This window comes from Leptolyngbya sp. UWPOB_LEPTO1 (genome assembly GCF_017302695.1).
Lineage (GTDB): Bacteria > Cyanobacteriota > Cyanobacteriia > Leptolyngbyales > Leptolyngbyaceae > Leptolyngbya > Leptolyngbya boryana.
In genome coordinates, this window is the sequence record NZ_JAFLCJ010000005.1 from 333,129 (window position 1) to 358,421 (window position 25,293).

Consider the following 25,293-nt stretch of genomic DNA (forward strand, 5'->3'; position numbering starts at 1 on the left):
GCAGAAATTGAACGAATGCAAACTCCAACCCAAGCGCAAATCCTCAAGCATTTACGTCATGCAAATCGGATTGCTCAGCACGCGATCGAGCAAGGTCATCACCCTTTCGGAGCCATTCTCGTTGCACCGGATCAAGAGACCGTGCTGCTAGAACAAGGCAACCTTGATACCGTCAATCATGCTGAAACGACTTTAATTCGGATTGCTTATACCCAGTACGAGCCGGATTATCTCTGGAACTGTACACTTTACTCGACCGCTGAACCTTGTGTGATGTGTGCTGGAACACAGTATTGGGCAAATATCGGGCGTTTGGTCTATGGAATTTCAGAACGGCGATTGTTAGAGCTAACCGGAAATCATAACCAGAATCCGACTTTAGAGATTCCATGTCGATATGTCTTTGAGCATGGACAGAAGCAGATTCAGGTTTGGGGTCCGATCGCTGAAGTCGAAGCTGAAATTATCAAACTGCATCAAGGCTTCTGGTCATGACTAAAATGCCAATCTTCTTCAATATGTCACAATAAATTCAAAGGATGAGTAGAGATATGGCGAAAACAGCTTTAGAGCTATCTCCAGAAGAATTACGCCGCTATAACCCTGCCAAGCGCCTGGATACACAATCAGCAGATGAACATTGGCAAAATGCTTGGGAACTGGTTCCTAAATTGGCGGCGATTCTCAAGCAACAGTTTGCAGCTGAGCAGGTTGCTGTTTTTGGCTCACTGACGAATAAGAAACGCTATACTCCTTGGTCAGATATTGATTTAGCAGTTTGGGGACTTACACCCAATCAACTTTATCAAGCGATCGAAGCTCTCAACGAAACCAGTTCAGGCTTCAAAATCGATTTAGTTGATCCAACGAATCGAACCTGTCGTCCTTCAGTTAAGCAAGCGATCGAGCAAACAGGAGTCATTGTTTGAGCGAGATTTTATTAGACCTTGCAGCTCGGATCGATACAGAATTGTGCGAAATTGAACCCGTTGTTGCTCGAGCACAACAGAGTTGGCAAAGGTTTCAGCAGTCCGGTGATGACCTCTACGTTGATGGTGCAGCCCTCAATCTGCATGGTTTCTACAACGGCATAGAGCGTTTGTTTGAGCTAATTGCTGCAATCATCGATCGTTCTCGCCCACAAGGACAGAATTGGCATCGAACCTTGTTAAAACAAATGACGATTGAAATTGAGGACGTTCGTCCCGCAGTCATTTCTGAAGCAAATTCGGCGCTGCTAGATGAATATCGCAGGTTTCGGCATGTTGTCCGTCATTTGTATGCTCAGCAATTTGATCCAGAGCAAATTCAACCCTTAATTGAGGCTGTTCCAGATCTATTTTCTCAAGTGCGTGCTGAATTGATTGCATTTGCAGCTTTTTTGAGAAATCAAAGTCGCTAAATATTCCTTACACGGTACGGAAATCCTTACCTTTTGACTGAGAATTGCAGACAGGCGATCGAGCGAAACTTTCTACAATAAAGAAAACGTTTCGAGATAAATCCGCAATGCCAGTAGACACAAACAACAAGCGCACTCAGCGCCCTCGGCAGTTCGGAGGCGGGTTGCTGATTGTATTTACCTTACTCATATTGCTGAATTTTGTCGCTCCCAGCTTTGGATCGCAGACGCAGCAGATTGCTTATAGTGATTTCGTTTCACAAGTGAAATCAGGAAATGTCGAACGAGCGATCGTCGGCAATGACAAAATTGAATTTACGCTGAAATCGAACGAACCCTTACCAGAAGGCACTCGTCCGCGCGTATTTGAAACTACTCCAGTCGCGATCGACTTAGATTTACCAAAAATTTTACGGGAGAACAATGTTGAATTCAGCGCACCTACTCCTAGCGCTTATGGCTGGATTGGAACCTTGTTAAGTTGGGTACTTCCGCCCCTGATTTTCTTTGGAATTTATAGCTTCTTGGTCAATCGCCAAGGGGGAGGAGCTGCAGCTTTAACAGTTGGTAAAAGTAAAGCACGCATCTACTCCGAAGGAACGACAGGTGTTAAGTTCAGCGATGTCGCAGGCGTAGATGAAGCAAAAGCGGAACTGCAAGAAATTGTGGACTTTCTGAAAAATGCAGATAAGTATGCACGACTGGGGGCGAAGATTCCCAAAGGTGTGCTGCTGGTTGGACCTCCTGGAACCGGGAAAACAATGTTGGCAAAGGCGATCGCTGGCGAAGCGGGCGTACCATTCTTCTCGATTTCGGGGTCTGAATTCATTGAATTGTTTGTTGGGGTCGGGGCATCGCGAGTTCGAGACTTATTTGAACAAGCGAAACAGCAAGCGCCTTGTATTGTGTTCATTGATGAGCTAGACGCATTGGGTAAATCTCGCAGTGCTGGCAACATCATGGGCGGCAATGATGAGCGTGAACAGACGTTGAACCAATTGCTGACGGAGATGGATGGATTTGATGCCAACACAGGTGTGATTCTGCTAGCAGCAACGAACCGTCCAGAAGTTTTAGATCCAGCCTTACGTCGTCCGGGTCGCTTCGATCGTCAAGTCGTTGTCGATCGCCCTGACAAAATCGGACGTGAAGCGATTCTCAACGTTCATGCTCGTGCAGTGAAGCTTTCAGACGATGTTGATCTCGCAAAAATTGCAGTTCGGACGCCTGGTTTTGCTGGGGCAGATTTAGCAAACTTAGTGAATGAAGCTGCTTTACTTGCCGCTCGAAACAATCGGGATGCAGTTGTAATGGCAGACTTTAATGAAGCGATCGAACGAGTCATTGCCGGATTAGAAAAGCGCTCTAGAGTGCTTAACGAAACCGAGAAGAAGATTGTCGCTCACCATGAAGTCGGACATGCTTTAATCGGGGCATTGATGCCGGGTGCAGGTAAAGTTGAGAAAATCTCGATCGTTCCTCGCGGAGTCGGTGCTTTGGGCTATACCTTACAACTGCCTGAAGAAGATCGATTCTTAATGGCAGAAGACGAAATTCGAGGTCGGATTGCAACCTTACTAGGCGGGCGATCTGCTGAAGAAATTATCTTCAACAAAGTCTCGACTGGAGCCAGTGACGATATCCAAAAAGCAACTGATTTAGCAGAACGATCGATCACAATTTATGGCATGAGCGAGCAGCTAGGCCCTGTTGCATTTGAAAAAATGCAGCAGCAATTTATGGAAGGCTACGGGCCTTCTCGCCGTCAAATCAGTGCCAAAGTGACCGAAGAAATTGATCAAGAAGTTAAAGCGATCGTCGATAATGCTCACCACATGGCGCTGGCAATTCTGCGAGAAAACCAAGCACTCCTTGAAGAACTTTCTCAGACTTTGCTGAATCAAGAGGTTCTAGAAGGAGACGCGCTGCGACAAGAGCTAAGCCGCGTTCAAATTCCTGCCGGACTTGAACACTGGCTACAAACAGGCAAGTTTGACTCAACGATGCTACAAACCGTTTAGCCAACTCCAGAAGGTCTCCGAATTCTCACAGAACTCGGAGACCTCAATTCTCAGCAATTTATCGCAAAGCCTTTAATCATCTGCAAATTGACGACGAAAATATACCGTATAACTACTGAGATCTCGCTTCTATCTTTGGGGGGATTTCGTGTTAAGGGCAATACATTCTAGTGAATCTACAGATGAGAATTTAGGGCAGGGCTGCGATTATTAGCACATAAGTCATTTCATTAGAGAGTATCAACTTTCACAGCTACCAGCCCAGTGGTGTCGCGCTACTGGGTTTTTTATTGCCTTTTTTTGATACTAAAAAACTCTAGCTGACTCAGAACTAGAGTTTTAAATGATGACCGAGCGTTTGGAATCAATCGTAACTGCGATCGATCGGTTCAATCTTAAACTGATACCGCATCTTCCAAGCTTTGTGGAGGATAAAAGAAATCGTATCGTGATTCAAATCTGCGACTGCAGAATGAACCTGAATTGCAGAAGGTAATGGAATTAGGCTGCGGAACGTAAAAGGATAGGCATTCCAATCCAGACTTGTATCGAGCAAATCAATTTCTTGTTCGCCTTGGATCAAAATCGTTTCCTGGCTCAATTGAATATTGAGACTTTCAGAGCGCAAGTTTGGAATCTTGATTGTGAGAAAAATTTCGTGCTGAGTTTCTCGAACTTCAATCTCTGGAGGAGTCGAAAACCCGAGATCGCACGTCCACAGCAAAGAATTAGTACGGTCTTGTCTCTGTTCCTCAAGCCGAGCATCGAATGACGCTTGTTCTGGATTTAAGAACTCTGGCGCATTGAAGCGGGGCTGCGAATGGGTAAAAGTCATAGTGAGAGCCTTCTGCGTCAAACGATACGGGTGTGCTGGAATAATGTCGAGAAAAGAGCCTTCCTATTGCCAAGTTATGATGCGCGTTCATGGCTTTAGGGCAAGATGTCGCTAATTCGTTAATAGAAAGGCTCCTGAGTAAGGGTAGAAAACTATTGTTTCTAGACCCATACTGTATGGCGAAATAGTGAGGAAATAGTGAGGAACAACAGTTTGCTAGTTACAGATTGTTAAGATGGGTTGGGGACAGGGAACACAAGGGTACTATCTATCCGGCCAGAATATTCAACTCAAAGACAGCGCGCCGCTGCACCTTGATCAGCAGAAATGCTCTCTGACTGAACGCAACTCAAGACTTCATACTTTCCGACGACGAACGGGAGAGCGTTCTAGTCGATTCAGGACTCGTGCAATCAGTTCTGCATCGACGATCGGCTTACTTACATAGTCATCTGCTCCGACCGTAAAGACTTGGCGAACCGTTTCCGTATCGCGATGAGCCGAGAGAAATAGAATCGGAAGTCCACTCCAGCGCATATCATTCCGCACAACCTGAGCGAGTTCTAGCCCGCTGAAATTTGGCATTTCGATGTCCAGAATCAAGAGATCAGGCGCTGAATGCTCTAGAACTGCCCAAAACGATCGCGGATCAGATAAAGCTGTGACTCGCACGCCCCAAGGTTCGAGCAGCGTTCTCACGATCGAGCAAATTTGCGGGTCGTCATCGACAATCAACACTTGATAATCGGAATGCTGCTGTACTTCTAGAACTTGCATCATGGCTTGAAATAATTGCTCTGGGGCAACGGGTTTCTGTAAAAAAGCTCGTCCACCGAGGCGCGCAACCGCAACACGATCGCTCAATTGATCCCGGCTGGTCATAATCAGCACTGGAATGCTTGAAAATTCAGCATTGAGATCCTCAAGCAATTTAAATCCATCTTCATCCGGCAACATCAAATCGAGAAGAATCAGTTGAGGTGGATTGTGCGCCAGCATCATTCTCGCGGTTGCAGAATCTGAAGCGCTCTCTACTTGAATTCCATTCGCCGATAGCACCACCTGCATCTGTGCGGTCAGAGTCATATCATCATCAATCAGTAAAACTCTTGTCCCAGACGGAAACTGCTGAGCTGGTTGCTCAGACAGTTTGCGGCTCTCGGGTTTATGTTTGAGTACCGCTTTCAATGCCTCAATTCGTTCAGAGATCAAATTGTGATCAAGGGGTTCTGACCGAAAGCCTTGTTCAAGTTGCCGTGCGATCGTTGATCCTTCTGCAAACCCAAACGTCCCTAAAGAACCCACGAGTTGATGTGCGAACATTCTCGCTTGTTTTTGCACTTCAGACGAGGGATGGGTCAATGCTTGTTCAAACACCGCAAAATACTCTTGGAGCTTAGGCTGAAACTGCTGCCAAATTTGAGCGATCGCATCAAAGACCTCTGTTTCTCGAGTCGGAGCAGGCTTGAGCCGATACCCCAGTCCGTACAAGGATTCAATCACTTCCGATTGAATGCCCACTGCTTTCAGTTTTTGCCGCAATCCTTTAATTTGCGTATTGACCGCTTGTTCACTGGGAAATTCACCCGGATTCCAAATGCGATCCAGTAATGCCGATCGACTAAAAACTTTACTAGGATTGCGTAAAAATAGCTCGAGTAATCGATATTCCTTCGGGGTAAGGTGCAGGATCTGAGTGTGATAAGTCACCTCTCCCGTACTGCAATTGAACCTCAAATTCTCCCAGGTCAAGACTTCTTCAACGGTTTCTTTACCGCGACGGAGCAATGTCCGAACTCTGACCAGTAGCTCATGGAGATCTATCGGCTGTGTGACAAAATCATCTGCTCCCGCCTCCAAGGCTGCAATGCGATCGGCGGTTACATCTGTTTCGCTCAAAATCATAATCGGCATCTGATGACCTTGAAGGCGGAGGTTTCGGCAAAACTCAAGCGCTTTATTCCACGACAAGTCCGACTCCGCATCCCACATGAGTCGCGTCGTATCCAAAATCACCAAATCATAGCCATAGGTTTCAAGTAATTGCAGCGCTGTCTGACTGTCTTCCGTCAAATTCACAGAATAGCGCTGTGCAATCAATAACTCACTCAACTGAGAAGCGAGGATTGAATCATGCTCAATCAGCAAAAACCGCATCGGCAACTACCTCAGCACCATGAGGAACCTAATCGTATCGTACTTTCCACTGAGGCTAAAGAATTGATCTCAGTTTATCCAATTTCCGTGAGTAAACTTAATTTTTTTCAATTACTCACTGTTTTCACACTTTTATTGTTTACGGTGCTGGAAAGCTCCTCCACATTTTCCGTTGCCAATGTAGCAAGTTCACTGTTATGAGTTCTAAACATATTTTGTTAATTGACGATGAAAAATACCTGAGTTTGGTCATTCAAACTTGTTTAGTAAAATTAGGGGGGTGGAGTGTTTCGATCGCAGAGTCTAGACAAGACGGTTTACTGAAAGCTGAAACTGAATTACCCGATGCAATTTTGCTCGACATCATGATGGCTGACCTCGATGGATGGAAAGTTCTAGAGCATCTGAGAGCTAATCCAAAGACTGAGAAAATCCCTGTAATCTTGCTGACCGCAACATCAAATCCTGTTGTAAAAAGTGACTCTGAGCAATTGCAAGTGGCAGGTATTTTAGCGAAACCGTTCGAGCCGTTGCAGCTTGTTCCACAAATCGCAACGCTTCTAAACTGGGACTACAAACCTCGTCTCAACATCTCTCCGCCCTAAGAACTCTGCGTATTTTCCTGCGAGAATTCTAGAGATTTCCAGTCTCTAAAGTGCGATCGAATACAATAGTAGTGGCGTTTCTGAATGAAAATTATGCGCGGATCGTCTTCTCGATATTGGCTCGCCCGATTGCGCCCTTTGGCGCGTCCTGTTTTTTGGGCACCGTCGATCGCGCTGATGCTCCTCGGTTTATTTGCCTGGGAGTTCTTCAGTCGCCAAGAATTCATCAGTTCTTTTGGGTCTGCTTCTTCAGATGGAGAGCTTTCTGCTGAAGATCAAGCGATTGGAGCCGATATTGATTCTCTCTCCCTGTTGATGAGTGACATTAGAGCGTTGCCAAAAACAGAATTGGTTCAAACCTCGATTCAGGCAACCCCGCAACAGCCCACACCGACCCAAACCACAACCAATCGCCTTTTTGCTGCTGCCTCCTCTGCGACGCCAGAAAGTTCGCAACCAGCACCCGCAGAATCCCTCAATCGCCAAGGCGTATTTGGTGTGTTCAGAAGCGCGCTCTCCACTCAACTCGGTGTGAATTCTGCGATCACAGCCGTTGATCCGACGACTCCTGCACCTTTACCGCCAAATCAGTTACAAGCTGCAATCTCCAAATTAGCTACAACGACATCGCCCCAGGTTGCACAAACTCTGATTGAAGGAACAGCACGTCTAGATACCCCGATTAATGCGGCTCCCCGATCGACAACAAATTCTTTCTCAGCCCTAGTCGAAGGATCTCAACCGATTCCAGCCGGAGTCCCACCTGTCGTGACGGCTCCTCTAGTGATCGCTCCGCCCGCTGCTCCCACCTATGCACCGATTCCCACCGTGACGGCAGCCCCGCTCCCTCAGCAACCTACTCCAGACTTGGGAACTGTTCCATCCAATCCAGAACTGAATCAACAACCCTTCACAACACCGAGATCGGTTCCTGGACGTGTTTTGGGAGGTGGCAATATCAATACATTTTCAAATCCCTGAGGAAGAAGTGGGGAGGTGGGGAGCAAGAAAGTAATTGTTCATCTTCTCCCTATACTCCCTATCTCCCCATCAATCTAAAAATTCCGAATAATTGCATCCGCAAATTCAGAACATTTCAAAGGCGGATCCACCGGAGGTTCCATCAACCGTGCCAAATCGTAGGTCACTTCACGTTGCGCGATCGCTTTTGCCAATCCATTTTTAATCAGATCAGCCGCCTCTTGCCAGCCCATATACTCCAACATCATCACCCCGGATAAAATCACCGATCCGGGATTAACGCGATCGAGTCCTGCATGTTTCGGAGCCGTGCCATGCGTTGCCTCAAAAATCGCTGCTGAATCCCCAATATTGGCACCCGGAGCCATTCCTAAGCCACCCGCGATCGCCGCTGCCGCATCGGAAATATAGTCGCCGTTCAAATTCATCGTCGCCAAAATCGAATACTCATCGGGGCGAGTTTGAATTTGCTGGAAAATACTATCGGCGATGCGATCGTTGACCATGACTTTCTCTTTCCACTTGCCATTGCCATGCGTTTCCCAAATCGCATCGAGTACAGATTTCACTTCAGCACAGATCTTTTCCTGCTTATCCGGTGGCATCGAGTCATAGCCTGGATCAATCTGACGGGCGTTTTCTTCGATCGAGATATCAGGATTCTTCTCTTTATTGCTGAGAATCCAAGACTCTCGCTCGGTCACGCAGTCGGATCGGAATTCTGTCGTCGCTAACTCATAGCCCCAATCTCGAAACGCGCCTTCGGTGTATTTCATAATGTTGCCCTTATGAACTAAAGTCACCGTTTGCTTGTTTTTAGGCAACCGTAACGCATGTTGAATCGCACGACGAACGAGACGCTGCGATCCTTTTTTGCTAATAGGTTTGATACCAATTCCAGAATCGAGGGGCAACTGCTTTTTCCCATGCTCAGGCGTACTCGGAATCAGATCTTCATTGAGATATTTGATTAAACGATCGGCAATTTCACTGCCTTGTTTCCATTCAATTCCCAAATAAATATCCTCGGTGTTCTCCCGATAGATAATCACGTCCAACTTTTCGGGATAACGATGGGGTGAAGGCGTACCCGTATAGTATTTGCAAGGGCGAACACAAGCATAGAGATCGAAAATCTGACGCAGCGCAACGTTCAGCGATCGAATACCGCCGCCGATCGGGGTCGTTAACGGACCCTTAATTGCTACCCCAAATTCGCGAATGGCTTCGAGTGAATCTTCTGGTAAATATTGATAGGTTCCGTACTGTTCACACGCTTCATCACCGACATAGATTTTGAACCAAGTGATCTTGCGTTTTCCACCATACGCAGCTTGAACTGCGGCATCAAAAACCTTCTGAGAAGCAGGCCACAAGTCGATTCCCGTCCCATCTCCTCGAATAAACGGAATAATTGGATTATCAGGAACGATCGGTTCTCCATTGGCAAATGTGATCTTTGAGCCAGTCGTCGGAGGGGTAATTTTTTCGTACATATGATCCCGCAATTCTCAAGTTAGGATAAGTTGGGCAACGGCTAGTAGGCTACCAAATTTCTTTGCAAATTTGGCGACTCAACATGAACAGAAGATAAACAGAGGAAATTAGGACATAAAGATAATTCTGAAACTCCAGAACTCTCGATCACTGGGATACCATGTTAAGGGGAAATTTTTGGTTAAAAAGTTGACCTTATTGAAGTGAGCCTTCCGGTTAGTCAAGTTCGCAAGTCTACATGTGAGAATATTGAACCCCCAGATTGCAATCTACCGTCTTGAGGTGCTGGAGACGCAGGTATGAAGAAGATTTTGATTGTGGATGATGATACGGCACTGAGAACGGCTCTGATTCGATATCTCGAAAAACGTAGCTATTCGGTTCGGCAGGCAGCATCCGGTTTAGAAGGCTTGGCTCAATTTGAAGAAGACCAACCCGATTTAGTCGTTTCCGATGTGATCATGCCAGAAATGGATGGTCTGGAATTTTGCCGTCGATTACGATCGCTAAGAACGGGTCAATTAGTCCCCTTTATTTTTCTATCGAGTCGGAGCGAAGTCGAAGATCGCGTCCAAGGACACTTAATCGGGGCAGACGATTATTTGATTAAGCCGTTCGAGCCACGAGAACTGCTCGCCAAAATCGAAGCCCAATTAGAGCGATCGCGCCGGATGCATTCTGAGATAGTGCGCTTAATGCAGCAATCTGGAGCCGTCGTCGAGCCTGCTGCACCTGCACTGACTCCACTTCCCCTGACCCCTGCCGAAGAAAAAGTGTTTTGGGAAGTGATCCAAGGACATACCAACAAGCAAATTGGCGACCATCTTTTCGTCAGTCCCCGGACGGTGCAAACCCATCTCAGCAATATTTTGAGCAAATTGCACCTCGAAAATCGATCGCAGCTCGTTCGTTATGCCTTTGAGAAAGGCTATCGTCCGCCCACTCCTGAAACGGTTCTACCCGACGAGAGTGCGTAATTTTTCTCAAAAAACTGCTGATCAACGGGTTGAAGCACTACACCCTGGGACTTATTCTAGATAAGGGGACACTCCCTAATCTCCCTAATCTCCACCCGTTTACATGACTAATTTAGAAACTTCTTCAGCTCTCGATCTTCCCAATAGCCTCGCGGCGCTCCAGTTAAAGCTGCGATCCGACTCTGAAAAAAATCAGTTGAACGCGATCGATGCCCTCAACGCGCTTGGCGAAGATGGATTGCCCGTACTGATGGAATTTCTACTCGAACGTCGCGACACGCCCGGCAGAACCGAAGCTAAAGTTTACCAGACCCTTTTTAACACCCAAGCAACCAAAGTCCTAGACTTTCTTCAGCAACACTTTCCCACAGGAATCGTACCGCTCAAATCCGAGCGCAACATCGACTACACCGAACTCCAAAAGCTGCTGGTCGAGCAAAAATTCCAAGCCGCCGACAAACTGACGATCGAAAAACTCTGTGAACTTGCTGGAGAATCTGCCGTTCTCCGCAAATGGCTCTACTTTACTGAAGTCGAGAATTTTCCGATTTCCGATTTGCAAACGATTGATGCGCTCTGGCTTGCCCATTCCGATTATCAGTACGGTTTTTCAGTTCAGCGACAAATTTGGCTCAGCGTTGGGAAAAAATGGGACAAGCTTTGGGATAAGATTGGTTGGAAATCCGGGTATAACTGGACTCGCTATCCAGACGGATTTACATGGAGTTTAGCTGCTCCTAAGGGTCATCTACCGCTCTCGAATCAACTCCGGGGTGTGAGAGTCATCGCCGCTTTATTTGCCCATCCTGCTTGGACAAAGTAATTCTGTAATTTCTCACATCTTTCCTATCCGTAATATTCCAGGTTCCATCGGTACAGAACGCTTAAACTTCCGTGATCTCGCGTTGGAGAGAACGTTGATCCGATCGCAACTCAGGGCAATCTTGGTATAGTTGCAGACTGCTTGCCGGCTTTACCGCTGGATCAGTCTGAAAAGTTCTTTAAATCGAGGATAGGGGTTGGAATGGGAATCCCCGACAACAGGCTCTTTTGTCGATTAGATGGGTTAACGACTGCTGCCCGTGAGCAGCAGCGAATGTTGGTACTCACGGAACTCGGCTTACTCGACTCCGAAAGTGTACCGATCTTTGAAGAAACGACCCAAACGGCGGCTCACTCTCTAGATGCGCCGATCTGCCTAATCGGGTTAATGGATCAGTCACGCCAGTGGTTCAAATCTGCTCAGGGTTTGTCACGCTTAGGTTTGATGAATGATCTCGCGATGACGCGCCAATTGCCTCGCGAAGAAGCTTTTTGCGTCCATGTCGTTGACAGTCAGCAAGTGCTTGCGATCGACGACACCTTAGAGCATCCTGTATTCGCAAATTCCTTACTGTGTCAACAGTACGGTATCCGTGCGTATCTCGGTGCGCCTTTAATCACAGTGAGCGGTGACTGTATTGGCACCCTGTGCATCATGGATTCTCGACCCCGTAATTTCACGGAGAGAGATGCAGAATTTTTGATGCTAGCTGCCCGCCTAAGCATGAGCGAGTATGAGCGCTTACATTTGATCAAATCGCAAGCGATCGGCACACCGATGCCAGTCGTTCACTCCCAACCGGTATCTGCGAATCCGGTCAAATTTGAACTCCTGGCGCAACTTACCCAAGAACTCCGGACACCTTTAACGTCTGTGATGGGAATGGCAAGTGTGTTAAATCGTGAGATTTATGGCCCACTCACAAGCAAACAGAAAGAATATCTCGACATCATTCATCACAGTGGACAGTATTTGCTGTCGCTGGTGAAAGAGATTTTAGAGCTTTCACAGCTTGATGACAGCAGCCGAGCGCTAAACCTGGCTTCAATTGATATTGAGATGCTCTGCCAGCAGGCGATTAGCACATTAGAGCAAGCTGCCAGCCGTCGAGAACAGCAAATTCGTCTCTCCGTTGAACCAGGCAATCGCATCTGGCTTCTCGACAAAGAGAAGATCCGCCAGATGCTTTATCACCTCATGTTTAGCGTTATTCAAGCCTCGAACGCAGGCAGTATTGTCCGGCTCCATGTGTCTCACAAGAGCAGTGGATTAAGGCTCAGCGTGTGGGCATCTCATCCTTGCTTAGGAGATGGGATTGGATACAACGAAATGTTGACTCCGCAGACGAGTCCGATCTCAACGTTCGAGTACGAGCATTCCACGAATGGAAATCGCACCGGACTCATCCCTGTGGCAATGCCGATGAGTAGTGTCAGACTTGCTGACCTCGACGAAGTCGCAGAGATTCCTGATGCTGATGCAGTTCGCAAGAATCTCGGCTTGCTGCTCAGTCGCCAACTGGCTGAAATGCACGGTGGACAGATCTTAATTCAAGGCGTTGCTGAGCCTGGATATCGCTATGTGATTACCTTACCTCGGCTCACCCAGTAGTCTTGCCAAAGTGCCAATATCGCGGATAATAGCCCTAGCCTAAATTTGCTAGGGCTATTTTGCTTGAAAGCATGGAAAATCCGCTTATGAATTCGGTTTGGCAACAAGTAACCTTGGCGACACTCCCGCTTCAGCAGTGGCGGCAGGTCAGTTACGTCTATCGCATTGTGGGATCGTTGCAAAATTGGCGCAACGGGTCTTGGCTGATGCAGCATGGCGATGCGATCGCTGCTCTTTTGATCAGCCTTGTGTTTGCGCTCTCACCCTTCGTTGCCACGAATTTAATCGGGGTATTGCTGAGCGCTTGTATTTTGTTTTGGATTCTGCTCACGGTTTCAGATACGGATAAACGGGCAGGGCTGACTCCGATTCACTTGCTGGTGATGCTATTTTGGAGCATTTCAGCCACTGCAGCCGCGCTTTCTCCACTGAAGCGAGCTGCATTCACAGGATTTGGAAAATTGTCGCTGTATTTGATGTTCTTTATCTTGGCAGCGCGAGTGTTTCGATCGCCCAAATTGAGATCGTTCTGCATCACGATTTTTCTGCATGTTGCTCTCGTGGTCAGTGGTTACGGCATTCATCAGGCAATTTATGGGGCAGATTCTCTGGCGACATGGGTTGATCCCGAATCTCCTCTGGCACAATCTACTCGGGTCTATAGCTTCCTCGGCAATCCAAATTTACTGGCGGGCTATTTGATGCCTGCAATTTGGCTCTCGTTTAGCGCCATTTTTATGTGGAAGCATCGAGTCCCGAAAATTTTAGCGATCGTCATGTTCGGAATCAACACCGCTTGTCTGCTCCTGACGCAGAGCCGAGGCTCGTGGGTTGGGTTGATGGTGTCGGCTTTGGTCATGCTGGTCCTGCTCCGGTATTGGTGGAGTCCAATCCTGCCGCAATTCTGGCGAAAGTGGGGCTTAATTCTGGCGTTTGGGGGGCTAGCAGGTGCTTTAGTGCTCGGGTATCTGTTTGTCACACCGTTCCGTTATCGGATCGCGAGTATGTTTGTCGGAAGCAGAGATAGCAGTAATGCGTTTCGGCTCAATGTCTGGAGAGCGGTGATCATGATGATTCGCGATCGCCCGATTTTAGGATTTGGTCCAGGAGATTTAGTCTTTAAGCAAATCTATCCACTTTATTCGCAGGCGCGATTTAGCGGATTGAGCGCTTATTCTGTATTGCTGGAGATTACGGTTGAATCTGGCTTGATCGGATTGACGGCATTTCTGTGGCTGTTGACCACGATTTTCTCGCAAGGCTATTACCAACTGCGTCGGGTGCGGGATTTGGGAGATCGTGAAGGATTTTGGCTGATGGGCGCGATCGCCACCGTGGTCGGGATGTTCGTTCATGGCTCGGTCGATACCGTTTTGTATCGCCCCGAAGTCAGCGTCCTGTGGTGGATGAGTATTGCCTTGATCGCAAGTTTCTATGTCCCCCAAGCTGCGACTTCTCAAAGTTCTCAAACTCCCGAGTGGGTGGAAGAACGATAAAAAAAGAGGGGCAATTGCCCCTCTTTCCACTGAGTAACGTAACTATTCAGTAATTTAGTGATGCATTTCTGGCTCAAAGCTCGGTGCATAGGCTTGTAATAACGTACTGACTTGGTTCAGAATTTCATCTTTAGAACTCTTGCCAATCACTTGCCGTTCTGGGAAGAAGTCTGGCTTGTCAAGGTTTTTCGCGATCGCTTCTCCTACTCGCTGAGAAATTACGCCTTGTAATCCTTCTTTCGCATGCTGTCGTTGATAATTTGCCCCTTCTTCGGTTGTAGCGTAAAGCGGGGGAAGTCGGTTCAACGCATATGCTGCGATATCGCCCAAATCTAAGGTGCGATCGCTGGTTGCTTCGATTTCTGCTACCCGCGCAATTGCCTCGGTCAAAACCAGTTCTTCCATCACGTTGATGAATTGCTTGCGAGGAACGGCAACGACTTCCCCGGTTAGCAATGCGCCCATCAAGCGATCAAGTGCCATGTATTCTTCGATCGACAATTCTGAGGCAGTATCGCAGATGCGCCCGACTTCAGCTTCCATTGCCGGTGTTAAATAGCCATCTTGAAGGGCTTGATCAACGATCTTTTCAATGCTCATATCGCCTCTTTCAACTCCATCGCAGCAGATTGTTTATAGATAACCCCGCACTCATTTTGCCCTAGTTTCGGTGTCGAAGAACACTTTGATTAAACCTTCATCAAGGGAATGCTGAAGTTGGGTTTTTCAGACGGTATGCTTTGTACATTAATAGGACAGCACGCTTTGCTTGAGCACTAACCGCGTCAATGTTGTAACACACGGAGTCTGTTTTATGGCATTTAACTAGAGGAAATCCAGGAAGTTATCCGTGAAAATACAAGATTTTTCGAGTTGACGGCAAGGGTGAACGTAGGTACTCAAAGCTAGTAAATTGGAACATACCACGCGGTAAAGGGCGTTGAGAGATGAAGATTTTGGTGCTGACTTGGGAATTTCCACCGCGTCTTGTGGGCGGGATCGCTCGCCATGTTGCAGAACTTTACCCGGAGTTGGTGAATTTGGGGCATGAGATTCATCTGATTACGGTTGAGTTTGGGCAGGCTCCGCATTTTGAAGTCGTCGATGGGGTGCAGGTTCATCGGGTTGCCGTTGCGAAACATGATGACTTCTTTCAGTGGGTCGGAGCGATGAATGAAAGCATGGGTCAGCATGGGGGCAAGTTGATGCTAGAGGAAGGGGGATTTGATGTAATTCATGCGCATGATTGGCTCGTTAGCGATGCCGCGATCGCGCTGAAACATCATTTCAAGACCCCGATGGTTGCCACGATTCATGCGACGGAACATGGACGGCATAGCGGAATTTTTAATGCGGTTCAGCAGCATGTGCACGACAAAGAGAAAGTATTGACTCATGAAGCTTGGCGAGTCATTGTCTGTACAAATTTTATGCGGCGAGAGGTTGAACAAACCCTGAATACGCCATGGGACAAGATTGATGTGGTTTATAACGGCATTCGGCGCGAAAAGAAGAAGCTTGATCCGGAGTTTGATTATTGGCAGTTTCGGCGGCGATTTGCCTTAGATGACGAAAAGATTGTCTATTACGTAGGCAGGATGACGCATGAGAAGGGAGTTGCAGGTTTAATTGCTGCGGCTCCCAAAATTTTGCATGAGATGAATCAGCGGGTGAAGTTGATTTTTATCGGGGGCGGACATACAGAGCATTTGAAGCAGCAGGCAAAAGCGCTCGGCATTTGGGATCGCTGTTATTTTGCGGGATTTATGCCCGATCAGGATTTGGATCGATTTCAGACGATCGCAGATTGCGCGGTGTTTCCTAGTTTGTATGAACCATTTGGAATTGTGGCGTTAGAGAGTTTTGCCGCACGGGTTCCGGTTGTAGTCTCGGATGCGGGTGGATTTCCCGAAGTGGTTCGACATGGGCGGACGGGAATTGTGACTTGGGTGAATAATCCCGAATCGATCGCGTGGGGGATTTTGGAAATATTGAGACGACCAGAGTTTGCGAGATCGCTGGTGAATAATGCGTATGAGGATTTAGCGCGGCGATTTGATTGGGCGAAGCTCGCGCAACAGACTGAGGCTGTGTTTGGCCGAGTTTTACATGAACGCAAGCAAGTCGATTGGTAAAAAAATACGATCGCTAAATTCAATTTAGCGATCGTGCCCATTGGATAACAGTCTCTATGTACAAGTTGAGCAAAACCAAAACCCGATTTGGGAAAATGCGATAAAACGGCACCTTACAGTTGATTTAATTCGCTTAAGGTTTTGCGATAACCTTCTGCATCCCCTTTCTGAAGATATAAATCAGATGCACGTTGTAAATCAGCGATTGCACTCTGCAAATTGCCTAGCCCACCCATTAAAATCGCACGTTGGTAAAACGCATTAGCTCGGCTCGAATCAAGCCGAATCGCTTGGGTAAAATCATCGATCGCGCCTTGCCAATCGCCCGATTCCATCCGCGCTTTGCCCCGTTCTTCGTAGATGTCAGGATTATTGCTGTCGGCACTAATCGCGGCAGTGAGATCCTGAGTTGCGCCAGTTCGATCGCCAAGTTGCGATCGCACGACTGCTCTTTGAGATAATGCACCTGCAAAGCTTGGCTGCATTTGCACGGCTTGAGAATAATCGGCGATCGCGCCTTGTTTATCGCCTGCCGTTGCCCGGAGATCGCCTCGGCTCTTGATGGCTTCTGCAAAGTTTGGATCGAGTTTGAGGGCTTGATTATAATCAGCCGCCGCTCCTTCAATATTCTCTAAAGCAGCGCGGATTTTACCCCGTTGATGAAATACACTTGCGCGATCGGGAGTCAGCTTTGCCATTTGCGTCAGGTCAGCTTCTGCGGCTTCGAGATAGCCTAGTTTTGCATTGACTTGCGCGCGATTATAAAACGCTTCTGCCGCAGTCGGTTTAATCCGAATCGCTTGGGAGAAATCGGCGATCGCAGCCTCTGATTCACCAATTTCGTAGTTGATCGCGCCGCGTGCAATCAATGCTTCTGCTGAATTAGGCTGAATTTTAATCGCTTCATTTAGGTCATTCAAGGCGGATTGACGATCGCCTTTCTGCAATTTTGCAAAACCACGGTTCACGAGCGCCGGAACAAATTTGGGTTCAGCCCGTAACGCTTGATCAAAATCTGCGATCGCCGAATCCCAGTTTTGAGTTTGAGTCCGGATATAACCGCGATTCACATAAGCAGCAGCTAGATTTGGGTTCAACGTAATCGCCTGATCCAAATCATTCAAAGCGGCTGCGGTATCTCCGAGACTAAATCGAGCACTGCCACGATGCGCATAAATCATCGCATCCGTGGGATTGAGCGTGGCAGCTTGATCGAAGTCTTGCAACGCCCCAAGATGATCCCCTAGCTTCGATCTCACAGCCCCCCGACTGACATAGGGACTGCCCCAAGTCGGATTCATTTGAATCGCTTGATTGAATGACTCTAATGCCTCGCGGTATTTGGCATCGCGGGCACGACCTTCCCCTTGGCTAAAGAAATTTTGCGCGTCCTGAAGCTGTTTTGCCACTTCAGGGGAGGGCTTCGGCGCATCGGGCTTTGTGTCCTGCGCAAAAGCCGGACAAGCCACTAACCCGAATGCGGCAATTGCAGCAGTCACATGAAATGAAGGACGACGAATGAAACGCATAAGCTTGAACCCTGGTTCTCGCGGAGTAAGGTCTTTAGACTTATGATTCCCTCGAACCAGGGTTCAAATTACATTCAAATTGCCAGTGCAATTCGGAATTTACGGAACTTTTGATTAAGTTGGGATTAACTCTCCGGGTCGAAGTTTTGCCCATTTGCCTGTTTCTTCTTTGAAACTGAGACATCCGACAACATCCCATTCCATCTCAATGTGATCGCCACGATCGCGAATATTGACGTTAATCGTGGGTTCGGTTGCTTCAAAATCAGGCGTTTCGGTTAAATGAGGCTGTTCGTGTTGAGTTTCGACTGCATTGTAGGTTGTGCAGCGATCGACGTAATGGCAATTGACGCAAATACACATAACTCTGCTTCAGGATAGAGTGGACGGCATTTCGAGCAGGATTTTCTGTTACTCTAACTCAGGCGCATTCAATTCTTCATCTCATTTTAGGTTGAGTTATGTTGCGCATCAGAAGCTGAAAAGTTTTCTCTGACTGGTTTTTTGTTAAATTACGACTTCGATCTAGGGTTGGCTGAACGCAGTGAATTTGCAGTTAGAACATTATCGCAACGTGGCATTGGTTTCCTCGGCACTCTCTCCGGAGACGTGGCCTTTCAGTCTCAAGTGGCTACCCGATTCTGCCTGTTTGGTTGGCGGAACGGTACGCGATGCGCTGCTGGATCGGCATTCTGAGTATCTCGATTTGGATTTTGTGCTTCCGAGTGGTGCGGTCGAGACGGCGCAGGCGATCGCGCGACATTATCGGGCGGGGTTTGTGGTGCTGGATGCGGAACGACAGATCGCCCGAGTGGTGTTTGAACAAGGCACAGCTGATTTTGCTCAGCAGGTGGGAGCGACGCTTGAGGATGATTTGCGACGGCGCGATTTTACAGTGAATGCGATCGCTTATAACCCGCATACGAAAGATTTGCTCGATCCGCTGCATGGTTATGAGGATTTGCAGCGCAAGCGGTTGAGAATGGTGTCGATCGAGAATTTAGCAGAAGACCCGCTGCGGTTGTTGCGAGCTTATCGTCAGGCAGCGCAGCTTGGATTTTCACTGGAACCGGAGACTCAACAGGCAATTCGTCAACTGGCTCCAAATTTGAGCAAAATTGCGGCAGAACGGGTGCAGTCTGAGCTTAATTATCTTCTGGGATCAGCGCGGGGAACGGGCTGGATTAAAACTGCGTGCGAGGATGGATTGCTGCAAGATTGGTTGCCGAGTGCCACGATCGAGCATTTAACGCAGGTGGGGGCGATCGATGATGTCACAGTTCATATTCAGGAAAATTGGACAGAATTCTGGTCAGAATTGAGCCGAACCGTGCGCGGAACGCCGCAGGCTTCTGAGGCGAAAGGCTCTGTTCGGACGTGGGTGACGATCGCGAAACTTGCGAGCCTCCTGCCTGAAGATCCCGCGCTCGCCGAAGCGCAGTTGTGGCGACTCAAGTACAGTCGGGCTGAAATTCAAGCGGTCAGTACTGTTGTGAAGGCGTTGCCGCACTTGCGATCGCCGGAGATTTCCAATTGGTCACGAGCCGAACAGTATCGATTCTTTCAGTCCATTGGCGCAGTTTTTCCAGCGATCGCACTGCTCGGTCTCGCGATACGAATTCCGGTCGAGACAGTGCGACGATTGGTTGATCGCTTTTTAGATCCGACTGATCCGGTTGCACATCCGCATCCTATTTTGACAGGTCAAGATTTGATGACCGGACTACGCATTCCGCCGAGTCCTCAGATTGGTCGATTATTGGCAGCGTTGCAGTTAGCGCGGGCAGAGGGCAAAATCACGAACCGTGAAGAAGCATTAGCTTTTGCGCAGACATTGCTATAAATTTTTCATCTTCGCGATCGCGAGATTCGAGCTAAGCTGTAATCTGGATTACGTTTTCGATTTAGGAAAACGTTAAGGGGACTAGAAAAAGCCTCACCTAATGCAATATAATCGTCAACTGCGTCTAATTTACAGCTAAGAACGTGTCAAGTTAAGGGGTAAACAATGGCTAAGCGCCGTAACCAAAAGAAAGAAAAAGCTCTGCGTAACCAAGCTTACGCGCGGAAGTTCCGTAAGCGCACGAATACAGGTCGCTTCGGGAATCGGGGCAGACGGGATGGAAACCGCGATGAGAGTGATGGTAATGCTGAAGGCGATACCCGCGTGTCTGAAGGGGCAGCGGACGTTTAAGATCGATTGAATTTTTATGATTCATCCATAAAATCCCCTAGCTCTGAGGAGTTGGGGGATTTTGAGTTTAGCGCGTTTTACGATCGACAAATTCATTCAACCCTTCGCCAAAGAGTGAGAGTCCCACGACCATGATCGTCATCGCGAGTCCAGGAAATAGGGCAGTCCACCAAATTCCTCCGGTGGCTAAAGCATCTAACGATTCTCTTAAATCATGCCCCCATTCTGGCACTTCGGCGGGCAAGCCTAATCCCAGAAATCCTAAGCCACCGAGAGTGAGAATCGCATCTGCCGCATTCAAAGTAAATAAGACGGGAACGCTCTGAATCACGTTGGCAAATAGATATTTAGAGAGCACACGCCAGGTTGAAGCGCCCATCGCTTGTGCTGCTTCGATGAAGAGTTCAGTCTTGACGCTGACCGTCTGGTTGCGAACGACTCGATAATACTGAGGAACATAGGCAATACTTAACGCGATCGCTGCGTTGAATACGCCTCGCCCAACTACAAATGCCAGCGTGACCGATAAGAGCAATCCAGGCAAGGTGTAGATGGTATCCATGAGAAATAATAAAGCGCGATCGAGCCATCCCCCTCGATATCCGCTCACCATGCCCAACGGCACACCGATAATTAAGCTCAACGCCGTTGCTAAAATCACGACTTGAATCGCGGCTTGAGTGCCAAATAACGTTCGTGAAAACACGTCATAGCCGAGGTTTGAAGTTCCAAACCAATGCGCAGAACTCGGAGCCGCATGGGGGGGATTATCCAAAAATTCGGTTGGACTTTGCAGCAGTCCGATCGCTTGTAGTATCGGTGCAAGCAGCGCGATCGCGACAAAAGCCAAGACAATCACAGCCCCAATTCGCATCATTTGACGCGAGAGGGACGGGCGTTCTGTTGCATTGAGAAACCGGGGCAGGCGAATCGAAGTCATGAGCAACACGATCGATAAATTGATTCGCTGATCATACCTGCTCGGTTGAATAGTTGATGAAATCGAGCGGCTCGCGCTTAGATTGATTTGCGATCGCGAATTTTTCGTAACATCAATCGCTGTTCAGCCCGTGCGATCTCACGATTAGCGGTTTCAACCGCAGAAAGATTGACCGAAATCGCATCTATTCCCGACTCGATCAGGCAATCGACGAATTTAGGCGTGAGCGCTGCTTGTGTTGAAATCGTACAAGGAATGTTGAGCTGATGCGCCGTTTGGATTAATTGAGCGATCGCAGCCAGCACAGCAGGATGAGACTCATCAAAACTCTTTGCCATTGCACTGTGATCGCGATCGACTGCCAAAATTAACTGCGTCAAATCACTCGTTCCAATACAAATTCCCTGCACCCCTGCTCGAACATAATCCGGCAACAAAAAGAGAACTGAAGGTACTTCTGCCATGATCCAGGTCGGCAGATCCAACAAACCCGCTTGCTCAATTCGACGACGGCAAAAGATAAATTCTTCAACGGTTCGCACAAAGGGCAAAATCAACCGCAAATTAGAACATCCTGCATCAACCGCTTGTTTTAACGCAGCGAGTTCAATATCAAACGATTCTGGATTTTGAAGATAGCTGAGTGTACCGTGCATCCCCAACATCGGATTGGCTTCAGCCGCAGACTGAAATTCATGCGATCGCAGATCTAAACTGCGATAGAAAACGGGACGTGGCGCAAACGATCGAGCAAAGTGCTGGATCTGATCCGACAGTTGAGCGTTCAACTTTCCGCCGAGCAGCAATTCCGATCGCAACAGTCCTACCCCGTCAATTTCAAGGTCGATCGATCGCTCAATAGAATCCGTTTGGCTGAGATTCAACATTAATGAAGTCGCATTGAGATTCCATCGTGACCTCGATGAAATCGGCTTGGTTACTGCTTGTGGCTGAGTCGCCCGCTCAACGCCCCCTGTATCACCATTGACTAAAATTAGGTCTCCCGTGTGAATGCGCTGCGTCGCATCAGTTGCGCCTACAACTGCGGGAATCCCGAATTCGCGTGCCAAAATCGCTCCGTGGCTGGTCATTCCGCCTTGTTCAGAGACGATAGCCGCCGCAGATTTGAGGAAGGGAACCCAACTTGGCAAAATCATAGGAGTGACCAAAATCGATCCCTCAGGCAGCGAAAATTCGGAAAGTTGGAGATCGGTGAGGACATAAGCAGGCGCGATCGCGACTCCAGGAGCGGCAGCAAGCCCAGATGAGAGAGTATTTTCAGCAGGTTGTGGGGAAGGCAGTTGATTCACGATGGGGTCACGGTCATGCACTTGGGTGATGTAAAGCTGTGAGGGATAGAATTGCCACTCTAGAACAGCAGGAGTATGCAAGGTTTGAGCTAATGAAAGCAAAGCGAATTGCTGAGGCGGCTGTAAGATTGAAGCCGCCTCGTGAATGGTGAGTCGAGCCAACGGTTCTTCTTTGCCCGCTTGAATCTGATAGGAAACCGTTTGCCGTCCTGCCTGTTGCAGCCGCATTTGATCGCCCTGAATCTGATAGATTTCTGGTGATGCTTCGCCTCGTGCGATCGCAGTTTCTAACCCGCGAGTTGCGGTGAGTTCCCAATTCATCGAATGCGGCTGCAATGATCCAGACGCGATCGCGTCTCCGATTGGCTGCATCATGACCGCAAACTGAATCTGGTGCAGTTCAAGTTTGGCGCTTTGCCAGTAGACTAAGTTTCGCGCCCGAAACAGTTCTGCCCAGAGCGCTTTTAAGCCAGCACCTAAGCTCTGTTGATCTGTCCAGCAGATTTGGGGTTCCAGTAGGCGTGATAGTTCATCAGTTGTCGCCTCAAAATCTTGAATAAAAATCGAGGGGCGCAGAATCACAGCCGGGGGATTGCTGAGCACTGGAAATTGAGCGATCGCGCTTTGAAGCTCGGTAAGCCAAGCCTCCGGCAGTTCAGCATGTTGAATCGTTTGACGGATTTGACGAGCGATCGATTGCAGTTGCTGAGAGTCTTTCAGATTGAGACGGAGCGAGGAAGAAGGCAAATCGGCAAAGAGCGGTTGCAGCCAGTGAATGGTTTCGAGAAAGTTACGAAACCGAGTTGCAATTATCACAACCGTTGGGATGACTGGATAGCCTTTTTGAGCCATCAGACTGAGATGGTATGCTTGTTCTCCAACCATACCCAAGGGTTGAGCTTCAATTTGATGGATTGAGAACAGAGTATCCACAGCCTAAAACTATCAAGATAATTTTCGATTGTACGAGACTCGATCGAGCAATCTGGAATTGATCAGAATAAATGAATGTTTGGGAACGTTGAGATCGGTTTTCTGGTGAAGCGTGATGTTAGACGGGGTTTTAAGTCTGATTTTGCAGAAGTCTTGCCCGTTGTGCGATCGTTCTACCTCAACCTATCTTTGTGCAAGCTGTCGGAAAAGATTAGACCGAGATCAATTTTCAGACCCCACACAGTTCTGGAAGCAGCGAATTTTTGCTTGGGGAAACTATACGGATACGCTCAAGCGTACGATCGCGGCATTGAAATATGAGCGTCATCCTGAGTTAGGGAGGTTACTCGGCGAGGAATTAGGACGATCGTGGCTCAAAGCAAGATTGCATCCAGGAAAGCTGACGGTGATTCCGATTCCGATGCATTTTGAGAAACAACAGCAACGCGGTTATAACCAGGCAGAGCTAATTTCACGGGCATTTTGTCAGATCACCGGGAATGCTCATCAGCCCAAGGGATTGCAGCGAATTCGGGCAACTGAGGCTTTGTTTGGATTGTCGCCTCAGGGTCGAGAGCAAACGTTGACACAAGCATTTGCGATCGGCAAAGGGGCAACACAAAACTGCCCCGTTTTATTGATTGATGATATTTACACCACTGGAGCAACAGCGAGAGCTGCAATACAAGTTTTACATCGACATCAAATTCGCGTACTGGGAATTGCAGTGGTCGCGAAACCAAGCTTTGAACCGCGATCGTAACGTTCTGAAATGAAATCTTCAGTTCGAGAATTGCGGACTCGCTCAGTGAGAGAATCAAATTTGAGGCAGTCGCGATCAAACGGTTCGATCGTGAAGCTGCCCGTCAGCTTTGCAATAGTCCACCCTTGCTCGTCTTGTTCCAGCGGGGTTGGTCGTCATACGAGTCGTAACAGCAATGCAACAATAAACGAGAGATTCAAATGATTGTCAGAAAAGAGACTCCATCCGATATTGAAGCAATCACCCAAGTCACAATATCTGCCTTCAATACCCTTCCAATCAGCAATCACACCGAGCAATTTATCATCCAGGCATTACGCAACTCAGGCGCACTAACTTTGTCGCTTGTAGCAGAGCAGGACGACCAGGTTGTTGGGCATGTCGCTTTTTCTCCTGTCACCCTTTCTGACGGTTCAGAGGGATGGTATGGTCTCGGTCCTGTGTCAGTAGTACCTAGCCATCAAAAACAAGGGATTGGAACATCGCTCATCAATGAGGGGTTGTCTTTGCTAAAAGAGATGGGCGGACAGGGTTGTGCTCTTGTGGGTGATCCGAACTACTATCAGCGCTTTGGTTTCCGGAACGTTCCAGAACTGATTTATGAAGGGGTTCCACCAGAGTTTTTCCTAGTCTTGCCGTTTACCAAGAAGGTTCCCCAAGGAATTGTGGTGTTTCATGAAAGCTTTTGGGCACATGGCTAGTGTTTCGGTGATCAGCAGATAAGCTCCTCGCGCTCATCACCTCTGTAGAAGGTAGTGCGTTCATTTGAGTGGTAAGCGAACGATCAATTCACTTCCCTGACCAATCGCACTCTGAACTAGAATGTTGCCATTGTGTTGCTTCGCGATTGCAAGTGCGATCGCGAGTCCTAATCCGGCTCCACCAGTCTGGCGAGAGCGATCGCGGCTAACTCGATAAAATCGATCAAAAATTCGCGGCTGGTCTTCAGAAGCAATCCTCAGATCTTGCATCATTCTCGATAAGATCGAGTTGGCAATGCTTTCAGTATGATCTCAAATCCGTACTGTGCAGCAAGATTTGCGGAGTTTTGCAGTTGACGAAGCAATTGAAACCACAAGACGGA

The 25,293-nt window shown here is 48.1% G+C and carries 24 protein-coding genes; 15 read left to right on the forward strand and 9 right to left on the reverse strand.

The features are described from left to right. Positions 1 to 15 precede the first annotated feature (15 nt). The 4 genes from J0L70_RS10925 to ftsH all read left to right on the forward strand — a co-directional run bounded on the left by J0L70_RS10925 (position 16) and on the right by ftsH (position 3,423). Positions 16 to 495 carry a nucleoside deaminase gene (locus J0L70_RS10925; protein WP_268183533.1) on the forward strand — a complete coding sequence of 160 codons (480 nt, stop codon included), beginning with the start codon at positions 16 to 18 and terminating at the stop codon, positions 493 to 495. Positions 496 to 551: 56 nt separating this feature from the next. Further along, positions 552 to 929: a nucleotidyltransferase family protein gene (locus J0L70_RS10930; RefSeq protein ID WP_287454510.1), complete on the forward strand. Its 378-nt coding sequence runs from the start codon at positions 552 to 554 to the stop codon at positions 927 to 929. Next, positions 926 to 1,402: a ribonuclease toxin HepT-like protein gene (locus tag J0L70_RS10935; protein WP_242044203.1), complete on the forward strand. Its 477-nt coding sequence runs from the start codon at positions 926 to 928 to the stop codon at positions 1,400 to 1,402. The genes J0L70_RS10930 and J0L70_RS10935 overlap by 4 nt, the downstream gene beginning before the upstream one ends. 107 nt (positions 1,403 to 1,509) lie before the next feature. Beyond that, positions 1,510 to 3,423, forward strand: coding sequence for an ATP-dependent zinc metalloprotease FtsH (gene ftsH, locus J0L70_RS10940; RefSeq protein WP_287454511.1), 1,914 nt, complete (start codon positions 1,510 to 1,512; stop codon positions 3,421 to 3,423). 364 nt (positions 3,424 to 3,787) lie between these two features. Here the strand turns inward: ftsH and J0L70_RS10945 are convergent, their stop codons facing one another. Both J0L70_RS10945 and J0L70_RS10950 read right to left on the reverse strand, forming a co-directional pair. After that, positions 3,788 to 4,258, reverse strand: coding sequence for an Hsp20/alpha crystallin family protein (locus J0L70_RS10945; protein WP_017286500.1), 471 nt, complete (start codon positions 4,256 to 4,258; stop codon positions 3,788 to 3,790). 357 nt (positions 4,259 to 4,615) lie between these two features. Next, positions 4,616 to 6,415, reverse strand: a complete 1,800-nt coding sequence (locus J0L70_RS10950) for a response regulator (RefSeq protein WP_017286501.1) — start codon at positions 6,413 to 6,415, stop codon at positions 4,616 to 4,618. A gap of 197 nt (positions 6,416 to 6,612) precedes the next feature. On the opposite strand from J0L70_RS10950, the gene J0L70_RS10955 reads away from it, so the two are divergent. Both J0L70_RS10955 and J0L70_RS10960 read left to right on the forward strand, forming a co-directional pair. After that, positions 6,613 to 7,020: a response regulator gene (locus J0L70_RS10955; protein ID WP_287454512.1), complete on the forward strand. Its 408-nt coding sequence runs from the start codon at positions 6,613 to 6,615 to the stop codon at positions 7,018 to 7,020. Positions 7,021 to 7,104: 84 nt separating this feature from the next. Continuing rightward, positions 7,105 to 8,001, forward strand: a complete 897-nt coding sequence (locus J0L70_RS10960; protein WP_287454513.1) for a hypothetical protein — start codon at positions 7,105 to 7,107, stop codon at positions 7,999 to 8,001. Positions 8,002 to 8,075: 74 nt separating this feature from the next. Here J0L70_RS10960 and J0L70_RS10965 read toward each other — a convergent pair whose 3' ends face one another. Beyond that, positions 8,076 to 9,497 carry an NADP-dependent isocitrate dehydrogenase gene (locus J0L70_RS10965; protein ID WP_268183545.1) on the reverse strand — a complete coding sequence of 474 codons (1,422 nt, stop codon included), beginning with the start codon at positions 9,495 to 9,497 and terminating at the stop codon, positions 8,076 to 8,078. A 300-nt stretch (positions 9,498 to 9,797) separates the two neighbouring features. Here J0L70_RS10965 and J0L70_RS10970 point away from each other — a divergent pair, with 300 nt between their 5' ends. From J0L70_RS10970 to J0L70_RS10985, 4 genes are all read left to right on the forward strand, one after another. Next, complete coding sequence (locus J0L70_RS10970; protein WP_017286505.1) at positions 9,798 to 10,475, forward strand: response regulator transcription factor; 678 nt, start codon at positions 9,798 to 9,800, stop codon at positions 10,473 to 10,475. 103 nt (positions 10,476 to 10,578) lie between these two features. Then, positions 10,579 to 11,298 carry a GUN4 domain-containing protein gene (locus J0L70_RS10975; RefSeq protein WP_017286506.1) on the forward strand — a complete coding sequence of 240 codons (720 nt, stop codon included), beginning with the start codon at positions 10,579 to 10,581 and terminating at the stop codon, positions 11,296 to 11,298. Positions 11,299 to 11,499: 201 nt separating this feature from the next. Continuing rightward, the gene (locus J0L70_RS10980; RefSeq protein WP_017286507.1) at positions 11,500 to 12,909 is read left to right on the forward strand and encodes a GAF domain-containing sensor histidine kinase; all 1,410 of its coding nucleotides are present in this window, start codon (positions 11,500 to 11,502) and stop codon (positions 12,907 to 12,909) included. An 86-nt stretch (positions 12,910 to 12,995) separates the two neighbouring features. After that, a complete protein-coding gene (locus J0L70_RS10985) occupies positions 12,996 to 14,405 on the forward strand; it encodes an IctB family putative bicarbonate transporter (RefSeq protein WP_026148436.1) in 1,410 nt (469 codons plus the stop codon). A gap of 54 nt (positions 14,406 to 14,459) precedes the next feature. Here J0L70_RS10985 and J0L70_RS10990 read toward each other — a convergent pair whose 3' ends face one another. Next, on the reverse strand, positions 14,460 to 15,005 hold the full coding sequence (locus J0L70_RS10990; protein WP_017286509.1) for a late competence development ComFB family protein: 546 nt from the start codon (positions 15,003 to 15,005) through the stop codon (positions 14,460 to 14,462). A gap of 347 nt (positions 15,006 to 15,352) precedes the next feature. Here J0L70_RS10990 and J0L70_RS10995 point away from each other — a divergent pair, with 347 nt between their 5' ends. After that, positions 15,353 to 16,540: a glycosyltransferase family 4 protein gene (locus J0L70_RS10995; RefSeq protein WP_017286510.1), complete on the forward strand. Its 1,188-nt coding sequence runs from the start codon at positions 15,353 to 15,355 to the stop codon at positions 16,538 to 16,540. Between the two features lie 113 nt (positions 16,541 to 16,653). Here the strand turns inward: J0L70_RS10995 and J0L70_RS11000 are convergent, their stop codons facing one another. Beyond that, positions 16,654 to 18,069, reverse strand: coding sequence for a tetratricopeptide repeat protein (locus tag J0L70_RS11000; RefSeq protein ID WP_287454515.1), 1,416 nt, complete (start codon positions 18,067 to 18,069; stop codon positions 16,654 to 16,656). A 114-nt stretch (positions 18,070 to 18,183) separates the two neighbouring features. Next, the gene (locus J0L70_RS11005) at positions 18,184 to 18,432 is read right to left on the reverse strand and encodes a Ycf34 family protein (protein WP_017286512.1); all 249 of its coding nucleotides are present in this window, start codon (positions 18,430 to 18,432) and stop codon (positions 18,184 to 18,186) included. A gap of 181 nt (positions 18,433 to 18,613) precedes the next feature. On the opposite strand from J0L70_RS11005, the gene J0L70_RS11010 reads away from it, so the two are divergent. Together J0L70_RS11010 and J0L70_RS11015 are read left to right on the forward strand one after the other, a co-directional pair. Continuing rightward, positions 18,614 to 19,912, forward strand: a complete 1,299-nt coding sequence (locus J0L70_RS11010) for a CCA tRNA nucleotidyltransferase (RefSeq protein WP_287454517.1) — start codon at positions 18,614 to 18,616, stop codon at positions 19,910 to 19,912. A 165-nt stretch (positions 19,913 to 20,077) separates the two neighbouring features. Further along, positions 20,078 to 20,263 (forward strand): Asl3888 family RNA-binding protein, encoded by a 186-nt coding sequence (locus J0L70_RS11015; protein ID WP_017286514.1) that lies wholly within the window; start codon positions 20,078 to 20,080, stop codon positions 20,261 to 20,263. Positions 20,264 to 20,330: 67 nt separating this feature from the next. Here the strand turns inward: J0L70_RS11015 and J0L70_RS11020 are convergent, their stop codons facing one another. Further along, the gene (locus tag J0L70_RS11020; RefSeq protein WP_287454518.1) at positions 20,331 to 21,203 is read right to left on the reverse strand and encodes an ABC transporter permease; all 873 of its coding nucleotides are present in this window, start codon (positions 21,201 to 21,203) and stop codon (positions 20,331 to 20,333) included. A 77-nt stretch (positions 21,204 to 21,280) separates the two neighbouring features. After that, a complete protein-coding gene (locus J0L70_RS11025; RefSeq protein WP_287454519.1) occupies positions 21,281 to 23,446 on the reverse strand; it encodes a putative PEP-binding protein in 2,166 nt (721 codons plus the stop codon). A gap of 115 nt (positions 23,447 to 23,561) precedes the next feature. Between J0L70_RS11025 and J0L70_RS11030 the strand changes: the two genes are divergently transcribed. Further along, positions 23,562 to 24,209: a ComF family protein gene (locus J0L70_RS11030; RefSeq protein WP_287454521.1), complete on the forward strand. Its 648-nt coding sequence runs from the start codon at positions 23,562 to 23,564 to the stop codon at positions 24,207 to 24,209. A gap of 200 nt (positions 24,210 to 24,409) precedes the next feature. Further along, on the forward strand, positions 24,410 to 24,910 hold the full coding sequence (locus J0L70_RS11035) for a GNAT family N-acetyltransferase (RefSeq protein WP_268183565.1): 501 nt from the start codon (positions 24,410 to 24,412) through the stop codon (positions 24,908 to 24,910). A gap of 60 nt (positions 24,911 to 24,970) precedes the next feature. Here the strand turns inward: J0L70_RS11035 and J0L70_RS11040 are convergent, their stop codons facing one another. Next, the gene (locus J0L70_RS11040; protein ID WP_353736631.1) at positions 24,971 to 25,183 is read right to left on the reverse strand and encodes an ATP-binding protein; all 213 of its coding nucleotides are present in this window, start codon (positions 25,181 to 25,183) and stop codon (positions 24,971 to 24,973) included. Between the last annotated feature and the right edge of the window lie 110 nt (positions 25,184 to 25,293).

Coding starts and splice junctions, on each gene's coding strand:
- J0L70_RS10925 (WP_268183533.1), top strand. CDS start 16: ATGCAAACTCCAACCCAAGCGCAAATCCTCAAGCATTTACGTCATGCA.
- J0L70_RS10930 (WP_287454510.1), top strand. CDS start 552: ATGGCGAAAACAGCTTTAGAGCTATCTCCAGAAGAATTACGCCGCTAT.
- ftsH (WP_287454511.1), top strand. CDS start 1,510: ATGCCAGTAGACACAAACAACAAGCGCACTCAGCGCCCTCGGCAGTTC.
- J0L70_RS10945 (WP_017286500.1), bottom strand. CDS start 4,258: ATGACTTTTACCCATTCGCAGCCCCGCTTCAATGCGCCAGAGTTCTTA.
- J0L70_RS10950 (WP_017286501.1), bottom strand. CDS start 6,415: ATGCGGTTTTTGCTGATTGAGCATGATTCAATCCTCGCTTCTCAGTTG.
- J0L70_RS10955 (WP_287454512.1), top strand. CDS start 6,613: ATGAGTTCTAAACATATTTTGTTAATTGACGATGAAAAATACCTGAGT.
- J0L70_RS10960 (WP_287454513.1), top strand. CDS start 7,105: ATGAAAATTATGCGCGGATCGTCTTCTCGATATTGGCTCGCCCGATTG.
- J0L70_RS10965 (WP_268183545.1), bottom strand. CDS start 9,497: ATGTACGAAAAAATTACCCCTCCGACGACTGGCTCAAAGATCACATTT.
- J0L70_RS10970 (WP_017286505.1), top strand. CDS start 9,798: ATGAAGAAGATTTTGATTGTGGATGATGATACGGCACTGAGAACGGCT.
- J0L70_RS10975 (WP_017286506.1), top strand. CDS start 10,579: ATGACTAATTTAGAAACTTCTTCAGCTCTCGATCTTCCCAATAGCCTC.
- J0L70_RS10980 (WP_017286507.1), top strand. CDS start 11,500: ATGGGAATCCCCGACAACAGGCTCTTTTGTCGATTAGATGGGTTAACG.
- J0L70_RS10985 (WP_026148436.1), top strand. CDS start 12,996: ATGAATTCGGTTTGGCAACAAGTAACCTTGGCGACACTCCCGCTTCAG.
- J0L70_RS10990 (WP_017286509.1), bottom strand. CDS start 15,005: ATGAGCATTGAAAAGATCGTTGATCAAGCCCTTCAAGATGGCTATTTA.
- J0L70_RS10995 (WP_017286510.1), top strand. CDS start 15,353: ATGAAGATTTTGGTGCTGACTTGGGAATTTCCACCGCGTCTTGTGGGC.
- J0L70_RS11000 (WP_287454515.1), bottom strand. CDS start 18,069: ATGCGTTTCATTCGTCGTCCTTCATTTCATGTGACTGCTGCAATTGCC.
- J0L70_RS11005 (WP_017286512.1), bottom strand. CDS start 18,432: ATGTGTATTTGCGTCAATTGCCATTACGTCGATCGCTGCACAACCTAC.
- J0L70_RS11015 (WP_017286514.1), top strand. CDS start 20,078: ATGGCTAAGCGCCGTAACCAAAAGAAAGAAAAAGCTCTGCGTAACCAA.
- J0L70_RS11020 (WP_287454518.1), bottom strand. CDS start 21,203: ATGACTTCGATTCGCCTGCCCCGGTTTCTCAATGCAACAGAACGCCCG.
- J0L70_RS11030 (WP_287454521.1), top strand. CDS start 23,562: ATGTTAGACGGGGTTTTAAGTCTGATTTTGCAGAAGTCTTGCCCGTTG.
- J0L70_RS11035 (WP_268183565.1), top strand. CDS start 24,410: ATGATTGTCAGAAAAGAGACTCCATCCGATATTGAAGCAATCACCCAA.
- J0L70_RS11040 (WP_353736631.1), bottom strand. CDS start 25,183: ATGATGCAAGATCTGAGGATTGCTTCTGAAGACCAGCCGCGAATTTTT.